Source organism: Pseudomonas glycinae, from assembly GCF_001594225.2.
Lineage (GTDB): Bacteria > Pseudomonadota > Gammaproteobacteria > Pseudomonadales > Pseudomonadaceae > Aquipseudomonas > Aquipseudomonas glycinae.
The window spans coordinates 4,443,483-4,456,100 of sequence record NZ_CP014205.2 but is presented as its reverse complement, the minus strand read 5'-3'; the positions used below and the strand labels follow the sequence as shown (position 1 = coordinate 4,456,100).

Here is a 12,618-nt window from a genome sequence, read left to right as displayed (position 1 = left end):
GCGATGATCCTCAGGCAAACAAACGGTCGGTGTTGATAAAGCCGCGCTCGTTCTCCGGGCGCGAGGTGCGGCAGTGTTCGGCGACGCTCGGGTCGGCGTTCATCCAGCTCAGCTTCAGCGGTTTAGGCGCGTATTCAGGTGAGGGATCCATCGGGTGTTGCAGGGCGGTGAGGACGACGAGGGTGTCCATCGGGGCGTACAGCTCGATGTAATCGCCGGCCTTCGAATGGCCTTCGACGAAATGGAAGCGCCCGGCTTCATCGACGTTGACCCGGCTGAACAGATTGAGGGTCATCAGCAGGTCGGACAGGCCCAGGCCCCACTTGCCCAGTTCCACCAGCAGGTTGTCGGTGCCGTTGCGAAAGAAGCCGTTGCGCAGTTCCTGATAGCGGCCCTGGCCGTATTTTTCCGCGACCTCTTCAGCGCACAGCACGCCGCCGAGGCTGTCGCTCCAGCCACAAGTGTCTGCGGTGATTGCCGCCAGCACCCGGCCCATGTCCGAGTACAGGCAATGGCCTGCGGTCAGCTTGGCGGTGTGTTGGCACTTGAGGCTGTCGGGCAGGTTCAGGCGCTCGGTTTTCTCGTTGGCGTTGAGCAGGGTCAGGCTGACGTTGGCCCCACCGCGCAGGTCGGTCAGGCGCAGCAGCTGGCCGCGTTTCAGGACGAAGGAACGGTGGCCGCCACCGGGCAGGGTTTCCTCGGCGAAGGGTGGAAACAGTTGGGTCGAATCAGTCATGGGAGCAGTCCTCTCAGGCAATACGAAGCGTGCCGGCCAGCTCGGCGGGCAGGGCGTCGACGGCGGCGCGTTGGGCGCGGCGGTCGCTGTTCAAAGGGATGTCGTAGGTGATGCGGGCGCCATAGGCGCCGGGGGCGTGCGGGTCGAGGCGGACCTTGTCGAACACCAGCAAACGGGTGCCGAGGCTGAAACCTTCGGACAGGTCGTGGGTGACCATGAACACCGTCAGTTGCGTCTCGCGCCATAGCTCCAGCAGCAGGGCGTGCATGTCCTTGCGGATGCCCGGATCGAGCGCACCGAACGGTTCGTCGAGCAGCAACACGCGCGGTTTCATGATCAACGCCTGGGCGATCGCCAGCCGCTGTTGCATGCCGCCGGAGAGTTGCGCCGGGTACTTGTCCAGCGTATGGCCGAGGCCGACTTTGTGCAGCAGCGCCGAGGCCTCCTCGCGGGCGTCCCGTTTGGCGCCGCCGAACAGACGACCGAGCAGTGGCGCCCGGGGCAGTTCGAGGCCGAGGGCGACGTTGTCCAGTACGCTCAGGTGCGGGAACACCGAGTAGCGCTGGAACACCACGCCACGGCTGGCATCCGGTTCGTGGGCGAGGGGCTGGCCGTCGAGCAGAATCTCGCCGCGACTGGCGGTTTCCTGACCGAGCAGCAGGCGCAGGAAGGTCGACTTGCCGCAACCCGAAGCACCCACCAGCGTGCAGAACTCGCCCTCGTTGACGTTGAGGTTCAAGCCTTCCAGCACCACTTGGTCGGCGTATTGCTGCCAGACGTTTTTCACCGTGATGAAGCTCATTTGGCGGCCCCCTCATACCAGGGGAATGCCCGACGGGTCAGGTATTTGAGGCCCCAATCCATCAGCCAGGCGAGCAGGGTGATCCAGACCACGTACGGCAGGATCACGTCCATCGCCAGGTAACGGCGCACGAGGAAAATCCGGTAGCCCAGACCGTCGGTGGAAGCGATGGCTTCGGCGGCGATCAGGAACAGCCACGCCGAACCGAGCATCAGCCGCAGCGAGATCAGCAGGCGCGGCAACAGTTGTGGCAGAACCACACGCAGCATCAATGTCCAGGTCGAGGCGCCGAGGGTCTGCGCCTTGATCAGCAGTTCGACCGGAATGTCTCGCGCGCGCTGTTCCAGATCACGGGCGAGTGCCGGTGTGATACCGACCACGATCAGCATCACTTTCGACAGCTCGCCGAGGCCGAAGACGATGAACAGGATCGGCAGGATCGCCAGCGGTGGCACCATCGACAGCACCGTCAGCATCGGCGAGAGCGGTGCGCCGAACAGCGGCAGGGTGCCGGCGGCCATGCCCAGGCATAACCCGGCCAGTGCGGCGATACCGAGACCGATGGCCAGGCGTTGCAGGCTGGATGCGGTGTCCTGCCACAACAGGTACTCACCGGTGCGACTGTCGGCATTGAACGCCAGGCGTTTCACCGCATCGGTCATCTGCACCGCGCTGGGCAGCAGTTTGTCGTTGGGGTTGTCCGCCAGGCGCTCGGCCGAGCCCATGAAGTAGGCGAACAGCACCAGGGCGAACGGCAGGATCACCAGCAACAGGCGACTCGGGCGATCCGGGTGGCGATTGATCAGGCGCATGGCCAAATCCTCCGTGGCTTACAGCTTGGCGTCGGCGGCCATCTGCACGTAGGTCGGATCGAAACGCAGCTTGAGGTTGCCGGTGTCGCCGCTGGTCACTCCGTTGGCGAAGGTCATGCCGACCGCGCTGGTGTCTTTCGCGCCTTCACCGAGCAAACCGTGCTGGAACGAGAACTCGGCGACCTTGCGCATGGTTTCCGGCAGTTGCTTGCTGGTGGCGAACGCCAGGGCTTCTTTCGGTGTGGCGAACAGTTTGGTGGTGTCCAGTTGCGCCTGGAATCCGGCCAGATCGGTGCCCGAGGCTTTTGCCATGTGCTCAAGTGCGGCTTTGCCCGCCGCGTTCTTGGCGTTCATCAAGTCGACCACTTCGAACCACGCGCCGGTCAGCGCCTTGCCCAGCGCCGGGTTGTCTTTGAGGGTGGCGCTGTTGACCACCATCATGTCCATGATTTCGCCGGGGATCTGGCTGGAGTTGAAGACTTCGGTCACACCGGGTTTGGCTTTGATGTCCGAAAGCATCGGGTTCCAGGTGGTGACGGCGTTGACCTGCTCGGTGTTGAAAGCGGCGGAAATGTCGGCGTCGGAGGTGTTGACCACTTTCAGGTCTTTCTCGGTCAGGTCCACCGAGTCCAGCGCGCGGGCCAGCAGGTAATGCGAGACCGACAGTTCGACCAGGTTGACGTCCATGCCCTTGAGGTCGGCGACTTTCTTGCCTTCGCCCTTGAGGACGATGCCGTCGTTACCGTTGGAAAAGTCGCTGACGATCAGCGCAGTGCTGTCGACGCCACCGGCGGCCGGAATGGTCAGCGCATCCATGTTGGTCATGGTGCAGCCGTCGAACTGGCCGGCGGTGTACTGGTTGATCGACTCGACGTAATCGTTGAGTTGCACGACATCAATCTTGATCCCGTACTTCTTCGCCCATTTGTCGACGATGCCCTGGCTGCCGGCGTATTCCCATGGCATCCAGCCGGCATAGATCGTCCAGCAGACGCTGAAGTGGTCTTTCTGCGCGGCGGGGGATTGAGTGCTGATGAGCGCGGCGAACGCGGCGGCGAGCAGGGCGGGCAAACGTAGTCGGGACATGGTGGCTTCTCCAGTTGATCGAGGGCGGACAGGAAGGCAACGCGGCACCGCGAACGGTGGCTTGTCTCCCGGGCTTTTGTCCCGCCGTGTAACCTCAACTGGAGGTCGCCAACTCTCGGACCAGCCACTCGCAGATGCGAGCCGGAACCCTAGTCAGCCATTGCAAATTGTGGTGCCGCGAACCTGTGATGACTCCTGCACGGGTTTGTTAAAGCGAGAGGCGTGCCAAGTTGCGGCGAGCCCTCTGCCACTTGGCTTGCGGGTGGATGGGCCAGGTTGGCGGGTGCAGACAACGCTTTGTGTTGGTGCGCGCTTGCACCGTCATGCAGCGTCCGGTGCCGCTGATCCGATGCCCGTGAGGGTTGGGCACTCGCTGCCGGTCCGCCAGTCAAATCTGTTGTCAGCCGGTCTGTGCCGACTGCTGTCACAGGTCTTTCAGGAGGCCGCCATGCGTATTTCAAAATTGCTGCGTCGGGTGCTGCTGGGAGCAGTGCTCGGTCTGGGGCTGTCCGGTTGTTACTACTACGCCGGCGGTTACGATGTTTACTCCACGCCTTATTACTATCCCGGCTATTACTCGCCCTATTACTACGGTGGTTATTACGGTCCGCGCTACTACGGTGGCGCCCGCTATTACTACGGCGGCCATGGCTATCGCGGCGGTTACGGACGGGGTTATCACGGCGGTGGATACCACGGTGGGCACCACTAATCAGCGGCTGAATGACGGCGTTTCTGCATGAACAAGGTTTCATCAATCACTTGTTTCAAGTTGTTGCAGAAACGCACCGGATGCCGAAATCGCTGTCAGATATTTCGTCAGTCGCCGAATGAAAGACTGACGCCTGCCAGCGTCGCTGGTGTGGCTACCCGCGGTCCAGGAGGCCGCCATGTATCGCCGAATTCTTCTGTTTACCGTGATGCTTTTTTCCCTTGGCGGATGCGTCCCTTATTCCTACGGAGATGGCTACTACAGCTCAGAGGTCTACACATCGCAGGCACCTTCGTATTACAGCGGTGGCACTTATTACAGCGGCAGCACGTACTACTCGGCGCCGCGCTACTACCAGCCAGCGCCACGCTATTACCAACCGGCGCCCCGTTATTATTCAGCGCCCCGTTACTACCAACCGGCCCCGCGTTACTACGAGAACCGTCGCTGGCACGGTCATGATCGCGGACGCTGGGACGACCACCGTCGCGGTGGCTGGGATGACCGCCGGGGTCGTGGCAATTACGACCGTCACAGTGGACGTGGCGATTACGGCCGACACGGCAACCGCTGGTAACCACCCGCAAAAAAGCGGCGCATTGAGCGCCGCTTTTTTTGTGCCTGTTTTTTGTGTTGGTGTGGATTGCACCATCTCCTAGGAGGTTCTCGGAACCCTCCTACAGTTTTATTTCTGACCATTTGTTAGCGTTTGTATGCACATGTTGACGTTGAAAAACTTCAATTTCATGGAGGTGTATAAGCGCGGGATATTGCTCGGATATGAATCTTCTTATCATTCATCAGAATTTTCCCGGTCAGTTTCGTCATGTGGCGTTGGAAGCATTGCGCAGGCGTCTGGGCGTCATTGCAATTGGACGCGATACCGCGCCAGGTATTGCCGGGGTAAAGTTATTTTGATATCGACCATCAAGGAATATGACTAATGACGCTCACGACTATTTGCATAGATATCAAGAGGCTGTTTCGGACGGGCAACAAGTTCAACGAATATTGAAGAGACTCAGCCAGGCAGGCTTTCGGCCTGATGTAGTTCTCGCTCATCCTGGTTGGGGTGAATCGCTATTCGTCAAAGATGTTTACCCCGATGTGCCGCTAGTTCATTTCTGTGAATACTATTACCGAGCGCGTGAGGCGGACTCTGGTTTCGATCCTGAGTTTCCCTGTGCGATGGATACGTCCTCAAGGCTTAGAGTCTTGAATTCGATGCATCTCCTGAATATTGAGCAGTGCGATGCCGGGATTGCACCTACACAATGGCAGCGCAGTCTTTTTCCGAAAATATATCAGTCCAAAATTCGCGTAATTCACGAAGGCATTATTCAATTTGCCGAATCAGAAAAGGTCGAGTCTGTAACGCTGCCGAGTGGGCGCGTGATAAGAGCAGGTCAGCCTATTGTGACTTATGTCGCCAGAAACCTCGAACCTTACCGAGGCTTTCATAGTTTTATGAGATCCATTCCCTATATTCAGGAAAAGTGCCCGAGCGCGCAGGTCATTGTAGTGGGTGGGGATGATGTCAGTTATGGGCGGATGCCCATTGGATACCCGAACTGGCGAAGCAAGATGGTCGCGGAGGTGGATGTTTATATTTCCAATGTTCACTTTGTTGGGAAGTTGCCTTATCAAACATACAGGTCGGTTCTGAGTCTTTCAAAGGCTCACGTGTATTTGACATATCCGTTTGTTTTGTCTTGGTCTCTGTTGGAAGCCATGGCATCTGGCTGTGTTGTCGTAGGTTCAAATGCCGCTCCCGTGCAGGAAGTTATCGAAGATGGAATCAGCGGGATACTTGTTGATTTTTTTGACGCTGAAGAAATCGCCACGGCAGTGTGCAGGGTTTTAAAGTCTTTCGCTGGTTTTGAGTCTGTGAAGGATGCGGCGAGGTTGAAGGCAAGCGAATTCGATGTGGTTAAAGGAGTAAGCGGTTACTTTGAAGTATTTAAGGAGTTGATGGGGTGAGTTGTTTCGAGTGATGTGATTGGTCATTTTAAAATGGAGATTTGAAATGCTTAAGATGTCTCGCAAGGAAGTTTTCCGCCAGTGCAGAAGGGGAATTAAATATGGAGTGTTACTAGCGATCTGTTATTGGGTCGTTGATTTCTGTATCCGATGGGAGGAGGCCGCAGAAGCGCGGGAGATTTATCAGAAGAAACAAGGGGAATGCAGCAGGAAGCTGGCGGGTATGGAGCAGGTCCCGATACTGGGCGGCAGCCTGCTGGATCGGACAAGGATTCCCGGGTTCCATTTTGGATCGACATTAAGGAGCGACGGGTCCTGTATTGCAGATCTTCTTGATGGGGCATTCTGGTGGACGGGAAAAGAACTGTTTCCTGTGTATGAAACTCTTGGGGCAGAACCACCCACCAGCTGGACGCATTACCACGTTACCGCCAGGCTTTACACCAGAAGGGATACCAAGGAACCGCACAATATGGGCGGACGGCATGTGAATTGGCCGGATGAGCTGGTTGTAAAGCTGAAGAACTACCCAGGCCTGGAACTTTGGCTTACCGCATCACCACCCAGTATCAAAAATGAATTCTCTGTTCGAACGTTTGTTATGCACGACTGGCGCCGGCGTGATGGAACACCACGGACGATAAATTGTGATGGTTTGAATTCGCCAGAATCTAAAGCTTCGGCCAGTGGTTTGAGTAAAGCATATCTTCTGAAAATGAGTAAGGAGCAGCTGGAGAATTTGGAGTTTGGTAGTTTGCGTGCGTACTGTACGGTCGAGTTGCATAGTTTTGACTTTACAGGTGGGGATGGCCGTATACATTTGGGTACAGAAGGATTACGGGGCGCTCCTGAAGCGCTTAAGTCTGTTAGTGACTATCTTTCACGTTCAATTATTACAGGGAAGTAAATATGACTTATATATTCAGCGATTTGGAAAAGGCGGCAATTTTGCAGGCTGCAAATGTTTGTGATGGGATGGAGTTCAATGTCGAGCGGCAAGAGTATCGTGCTGTGGCGGTAGAGGGGCGAAGCTGTGCTGTACTTTACCGCGTATTGTCAAATGTTTTGGGTGAAAAATTTTTAGATTGTTCTGCGTTCGATGAGAACGTAATGGGTATTTTTAAAAATGCCAAACTCTGGCTCGATGTAGCAATTGATGCGAATGGCGGGGTGGGCGCTTACTCTACATTGATCCGAGCCTACACCCTGCGGCAGGGGGAGTTGAGGCTAAATAAAAAGTTTAGCGATTTCAAGATGCAAGAGTCATCTAATCAGGTGGCTGTCAATTTCATGAATGCGCTGATAAAAGGGTCCGTTGAACATGATTTGGCGCCATGGGCTGTGCCCTCCATAAGCCAAATTGCAGCAATCGATGCGAGCGCTATTGGTAAAGTATTATTTCGTGAAGATGTTGGTGACATTGATACAGCTACCAGTCGTAATGCGGGATGGTCTGGAACAATCGGCTTTAGTCTGCTGGGTGGAGAAAGACCCTATGAAACCTGGCGATTGATCTCCGCGGGTGATCCGGACTCCCACATCAAAGGTAATCATGACCTCGCCAAGTTCAATAGGCTGGACGATCTAAAGAATATTCTGTTTGCCGTGGACTCATACAGTGTTGCATTGCAGGCAGTGATTAAAAACTTCGGGTCGAATATGGTTGAAAGCCTGTTTTCAGTCCTGCCCGAACAGATAAACATCGCTCTTGCCAGTGGCAACATCAATCCGCTGATTCAGCATGTGGTGAAAGGTACGCCCATCTCACCTATTGTCAGCCTGATATTGCGATATAACCTGAATGATTTCTTTGACATGCTCAGGCGAACCTACGACGGAAACTCGGCCGCCACGCCTACCACCGACGAAACCTTCGCCTCCAATGCCTACACATTTTTCTCCGCACTTTCTCCGTCTCAATCGCAAAGCATCGTTACCAGAACCATTGGCGAGTATGGCAGTGCCAAGGACTGGGCAACGTTGGCCAGTCAGGCAACGCCAATCGGCGCCGCGTTACGCAATTCCCTCAAGCAACTAAGCGAAATCGTGATTGAGCGGGCCGACGGTTTTTCCGGACGCGAACTGGAGCTTTACGATCCCGAAACGGGGGAGGGTTTCATCACTGAGCAGTGGCTTGCTGATCGCTCGGAAATGCTGGCCCGGCTGATTGCCCGAACCAATGGATCGTTCGGTCGAAATACTGTCCAGACCTTTTCCTATTCGGATTTGGCTTCGGGCAAACAGGCCCCGATGACCACAGGCGTCTCAAACCCTCTGGTCATGTTTGGTGATGATGGCGGACGATCATTTGGTGGCGGAACGAATACCGATCATCTTTACGGCGGTGGCGGCAACGATTCAATCAGCGGACTTTCCGGTAATGATTTTATCCAGGGGGCTCGCGGCAATGACTCTTTAACAGGCGGCGATGGCAATGATGTGTTGTACGGTATGGCCGGTGATGATGTGTTGGTGGGTGGCAAGGGTAACGACTCTCTCAGTGGTGGGCCGGGTAACGATCGGTATGAGATCTCCAGCGGAGATGGAATCGACGAAATTTTTGATGCGCACGTTGGGGGCGCGTTGCTGATAAATGGACTTCCGATCCCACCTCTCGAACGCAGTGCTCCGCTCAGCAATATCTGGCTTACGGAAGATCGAGCCATCAGCTTGACGCTCATTGAAGATCTGGCTGAAAACACGCTGAACATTCAATACGGACTGAGTGATCTCATCGTCATAAAGAACTTCAAGCCGGGGATGCTCGGCATTGATCTTCCTGATTACCAGGACCAGGCGTTCCCCGCTCCCGATCTGGTCCTTCAAGGCGACTGGAAAATTAAAGATAACAACCCCAATGTTCGCGGAGATCAGCCTTCCTACGATGAATTGGGCAACGCCTTGCTTTTGCCTAATGTTAAGCAGAGGAACAAAGCCGACTTGCTTTATGGGTCACCGAAAGACGACCTGATCGTTGGTCTTGGCGGTTCTGACCGATTGTTTGGCAAAGACGGGAACGACCGCTTGTTCGGCGACAAGCAGTCGACGCTCGAAAAAGCCTTGGCTGATGCCGCAAAGGGAAAGGCCAGCCGCGGCGACTGGCTGGATGGTGGGCAGGGTGATGACCTGCTTGTCGGCACTGCCGCGGGAGATGTGCTGCTCGGTGGGAATGGTCGAGATACCTTGGTCGGGGGAGTTGGTGATGACAATTTATCCGGTGATGAAGCAACGGGCGCACATGAGCAAAATTGGGAATACAAGCAAATCAACGTTCAAATCCCCGGTGGAGTCACTAGCTTTCGTACCGTCTTCGAGAACTCCTCTTTGAACCAACCCTTGGAGAGAGGCGATGACGTTCTCTATGGCCAAGGGGGCCGGGACTTTATCAATGGAGGCTGGGGAGATGATCTGCTTGACGGCGGAAGTGAAGACGACACGTTGGCCGGGGAGGGAGGTAATGACACGCTGGCTGGCGGGAGTGGCAATGACACATTGTTTGGAGACAACCTCGATTGGAGTGGCGGTCTCCACGGCAGCCACCATGGCAACGATTTTTTGCAGGGCGGCGATGGCGATGACTCTCTAGCCGGCAACGGTGGTAACGACGTGCTGTACGGTGGCGCTGGCAATGATGTTCTGAGCGGAGATGACAGCGTACTGCAAGGAATTTCGGGTGATGCGGCGCATTTTTTCGGGAGTGATTTTCTGGATGGCGGCGCGGGGGACGATACCCTCTGGGGCGGAGGTGCAGATGACTTACTTTTCGGTGGCAGCGGTAACGACGAATTGGTCGGTGATTACCATGAACACCCGATTCGTTATCACGGTGATGATTATCTCGATGGCGGTGCGGGTGACGACACACTCCGTGGGTTGGGTGGTTCCGACACACTGATAGGCGGATCAGGCGCCGACGCTCTGGATGGCGATGAGCCCAACTTGAAAGCGGGCGGAGCCAACGATGACTACATTCAAGGTAATTCAGGAAACGATACGCTCTGGGGAGGTTTGGGCGCCGATACGCTTTTGGGCGGTGCCGATGATGACCTTTTGATGGGGGACTACGAGCAGACATCCGAAGCGGAACATGGCGCCGATTATCTTGACGGCGGTTCAGGCAACGACACTTTGCTGGGTGGTGGTGGAAACGACACGCTGGTTGGCGGGGAGGGAGTCGATTATTTGCGCGGCGGCCCTGGCGATAACGTGTTTGAGGGTGGCGCCGGCAACGATTATCTGGAAGGGATGCAGGGCAACGATGTTTTCTACTTCGGAGTGGGCGATGGACTGGACGTTGTTACCGATACAGGTGGCAACAATCTTGTAAATTTTGGCGATGGATTTTCTGCGGAAAACTTGCGGGCCGAGATCGTCAATCTTGATGCGGGCACAGCGTTGCGGCTGTCGAATGGTATTGGTGACGCGCTTCTGATTCTTCACCATGAAAAGTGGGCAGGTTCGACGTTCAGGTTCAGCGACGGCGTGATCCTGAATTTCCAGGATGTAATCAAATTAACGGTGCAACCGGTAGATGTAAGAGATCCGTCCGCGACAATTGCTACGGTGCCCGATGCCGGAAAAATGCAGGACATTGAGAGCGTAGCAGTCGTCCAGACACAGCCCGATGACTTAGCCGTTTCTACTGAGAGGGAAGGCAGTGAAACGGGTCGTCACACCCGGTGGGATAGCCTTTTTCTTTCGGAACTGAAAGCAAAGCGCTCAGCGGACAGGCAGGCATCAGGATTTGCACTGAACGATCAGGGTGTTTGGGTAAGAAATCATATTGCTACCGACGAAAGTGGCTATGCCATCAGCGCCGACCTGATCCATGAGGACGTTGAAGTCGGAGTCTTTTCCAATACACCTGAGTGGATGGGGGCGATTGCCGCAGACGCCGTGGTGAGTGAAAGGCAGTCAATCTCTGCAACGAAAACCACGTTCAAGTATGTAAAAGCTGAAGCTGCGCAATTACCGAAACAGAAGCCAAAATATTACCCCTCTGGCTCCAGTTATTCGGGGTTCTCGTTCAACTTGGGTGATGCTGTAGTCGAAGATATAGACCACTCGGGCGCCATTAAGGGGTGGTACGTGTACCCCGCTGGCAGTTTTGAAAATCATGAAACTGTTCGTAAAGCGTTTCGCTGGAGCTCTACTACCCAAACGATCAAGCATAAAGTTGTTCATGGTAATGACGCTGGCGGCAGGGTAAATCTCGAAGTGGGAAATCTCTTTCATGGCGGTGCAGGAGATGACTTGGTGGTTACCTATGCTGATTCAGTGCTTGAGTACGGCGGAGTGAACGACAGGATCGCGGGTGCATTTTTATCGGCTGGCGCAGGCAACGACACGCTGCTGGGCTCTGCGGGAGCCGATTATTTGATCAGTGGGCCGGGAGAAGATTGGCTTTACGGCGAAAACGGTCCCGACACTTACATAGTTGAAGCGCATGATGGCGCAACCACCATTATTGCCGATGTTCTTGACCCTGTTTTTTTGCGTCCCGAGGTTGGAGCCTCTGGGTGGCATGAAGAGTTTGGGGTGCTTGATATTGATACAGTCGTTCTTCCGGAAGAGGCGAAACCAGATAAGTTGAAGCTAACTTGGGGCGCTGTATTGGTTGAGACGGTAAATATCGAACTTTCACCCGCCCCACCACGTAACGCTCATCGTCAACAGCCTCGGGCCCAGATGTTGTACACGACACTCGATATCGAATGGGGCGGAACTCAAAAAGTACGAATCGTTTTGCCCAATCCGAATGACATCGGTGGTTCCGGAATTGAACGGGTGAGGTTTTCTGACGGATCGAGCATCAGTTTTAAAGATCTCGTCAGCCGATTAGGCATTGCCCCCGATACTTATCATCACGGCATCACCGTTCAGGACGCTGCTCAGGTTAAGTCCTTTCGAGAGAACCGTTTTCTACCGCTCGTGGGCGGTCGCGGTAATGACACCCTCAGAGGCGCTGGTGAAATAAGAGGGATGCAAGGGGATGATCTGCTCGGCGGTGGCTCAGGCGATGACGTGCTTTACGGTGGGCCGGGCAATGACACCTTGTCCGGTGGCGGGGGCAATGATGTGTATAAATATGATGGTCTCGGACGAGATCTGGTAGTCAATGCCGGTGGCGGAACTGACGGTATAGACTTTTCGGAGGTCGGACTGTCGATTGATCAACTCAAGTTTCACCGTGAACGGGATGATCTCGTCATCGTAGTGAGTTATGGAATGTCGCCAAAGATTCGTGTCTCCGAACACTTTTCAGGAGGCGATGCCGCTATCAGCTTCATCAGCGTTCAAGGAGAAGTGGGAGCTGTTAAGAATTACACGGCGAACCAGCTCGCTGAGCTTTTGCATCCTCTACCTCCGTTGCGGGACGTAGAGGATATCTTGTCGAGAAATGATGAAGAGGCGTTGCGGGCAATGAAGGAAATAATCGCGTTTTACGAGTTGAATGTTTGATCGCAGATAGTTTCGCAACGGGCTCAAA

At 55.2% G+C, this 12,618-nt stretch carries 10 protein-coding genes and 1 riboswitch; of the genes, 6 read left to right on the top strand and 4 right to left on the bottom strand.

Annotation, left to right across the window (positions count from 1 at the left end):
• Positions 1-10 precede the first annotated feature (10 nt).
• The 4 genes from AWU82_RS20320 to AWU82_RS20305 are packed head-to-tail and all read right to left on the bottom strand — an operon-like array spanning position 11 to position 3,436.
• Positions 11-736, bottom strand: coding sequence for an urea amidolyase associated protein UAAP1 (locus AWU82_RS20320; RefSeq protein ID WP_064383067.1), 726 nt, complete (start codon positions 734-736; stop codon positions 11-13).
• A 13-nt stretch (positions 737-749) separates the two neighbouring features.
• A complete protein-coding gene (locus AWU82_RS20315) occupies positions 750-1,538 on the bottom strand; it encodes an ABC transporter ATP-binding protein (RefSeq protein ID WP_064383068.1) in 789 nt (262 codons plus the stop codon).
• Entirely contained in the window at positions 1,535-2,350 is an 816-nt protein-coding gene (locus AWU82_RS20310) for an ABC transporter permease (RefSeq protein WP_064383070.1), read from the bottom strand. Before AWU82_RS20310 ends, AWU82_RS20315 begins: the two co-directional genes overlap by 4 nt.
• Before the next feature lie 18 nt (positions 2,351-2,368).
• Positions 2,369-3,436, bottom strand: coding sequence for a putative urea ABC transporter substrate-binding protein (locus tag AWU82_RS20305; RefSeq protein ID WP_064383072.1), 1,068 nt, complete (start codon positions 3,434-3,436; stop codon positions 2,369-2,371).
• A gap of 63 nt (positions 3,437-3,499) precedes the next feature.
• A riboswitch (guanidine-I (ykkC/yxkD leader) is annotated at positions 3,500-3,600 on the bottom strand.
• Positions 3,601-3,884: 284 nt separating this feature from the next.
• Here AWU82_RS20305 and AWU82_RS20300 point away from each other — a divergent pair.
• The 6 genes from AWU82_RS20300 to AWU82_RS20280 all read left to right on the top strand — a co-directional run bounded on the left by AWU82_RS20300 (position 3,885) and on the right by AWU82_RS20280 (position 12,590).
• Positions 3,885-4,148 (top strand): hypothetical protein, encoded by a 264-nt coding sequence (locus AWU82_RS20300; RefSeq protein WP_064383076.1) that lies wholly within the window; start codon positions 3,885-3,887, stop codon positions 4,146-4,148.
• A 178-nt stretch (positions 4,149-4,326) separates the two neighbouring features.
• Positions 4,327-4,725 carry a hypothetical protein gene (locus AWU82_RS20295; protein WP_064383078.1) on the top strand — a complete coding sequence of 133 codons (399 nt, stop codon included), beginning with the start codon at positions 4,327-4,329 and terminating at the stop codon, positions 4,723-4,725.
• A gap of 203 nt (positions 4,726-4,928) precedes the next feature.
• Complete coding sequence (locus tag AWU82_RS29250; protein WP_223290646.1) at positions 4,929-5,066, top strand: hypothetical protein; 138 nt, start codon at positions 4,929-4,931, stop codon at positions 5,064-5,066.
• Positions 5,067-5,084: 18 nt separating this feature from the next.
• Positions 5,085-6,128 carry a glycosyltransferase gene (locus AWU82_RS20290; RefSeq protein WP_223290645.1) on the top strand — a complete coding sequence of 348 codons (1,044 nt, stop codon included), beginning with the start codon at positions 5,085-5,087 and terminating at the stop codon, positions 6,126-6,128.
• Positions 6,129-6,174: 46 nt separating this feature from the next.
• Positions 6,175-7,035, top strand: coding sequence for a hypothetical protein (locus AWU82_RS20285; RefSeq protein ID WP_064383080.1), 861 nt, complete (start codon positions 6,175-6,177; stop codon positions 7,033-7,035).
• Between the two features lie 2 nt (positions 7,036-7,037).
• Positions 7,038-12,590, top strand: a complete 5,553-nt coding sequence (locus AWU82_RS20280; protein WP_064383082.1) for a calcium-binding protein — start codon at positions 7,038-7,040, stop codon at positions 12,588-12,590.
• Positions 12,591-12,618: the final 28 nt, after the last annotated feature.

Excerpts from the sequence above, each read along its gene's own strand:
- AWU82_RS20320 (WP_064383067.1), bottom strand. The coding sequence starts at position 736 with ATGACTGATTCGACCCAACTGTTTCCACCCTTCGCCGAGGAAACCCTG.
- AWU82_RS20295 (WP_064383078.1), top strand. The coding sequence starts at position 4,327 with ATGTATCGCCGAATTCTTCTGTTTACCGTGATGCTTTTTTCCCTTGGC.
- AWU82_RS20305 (WP_064383072.1), bottom strand. The coding sequence starts at position 3,436 with ATGTCCCGACTACGTTTGCCCGCCCTGCTCGCCGCCGCGTTCGCCGCG.
- AWU82_RS20285 (WP_064383080.1), top strand. The coding sequence starts at position 6,175 with ATGCTTAAGATGTCTCGCAAGGAAGTTTTCCGCCAGTGCAGAAGGGGA.
- AWU82_RS20310 (WP_064383070.1), bottom strand. The coding sequence starts at position 2,350 with ATGCGCCTGATCAATCGCCACCCGGATCGCCCGAGTCGCCTGTTGCTG.
- AWU82_RS20280 (WP_064383082.1), top strand. The coding sequence starts at position 7,038 with ATGACTTATATATTCAGCGATTTGGAAAAGGCGGCAATTTTGCAGGCT.
- AWU82_RS20290 (WP_223290645.1), top strand. The coding sequence starts at position 5,085 with ATGACTAATGACGCTCACGACTATTTGCATAGATATCAAGAGGCTGTT.
- AWU82_RS20315 (WP_064383068.1), bottom strand. The coding sequence starts at position 1,538 with ATGAGCTTCATCACGGTGAAAAACGTCTGGCAGCAATACGCCGACCAA.
- AWU82_RS29250 (WP_223290646.1), top strand. The coding sequence starts at position 4,929 with ATGAATCTTCTTATCATTCATCAGAATTTTCCCGGTCAGTTTCGTCAT.
- AWU82_RS20300 (WP_064383076.1), top strand. The coding sequence starts at position 3,885 with ATGCGTATTTCAAAATTGCTGCGTCGGGTGCTGCTGGGAGCAGTGCTC.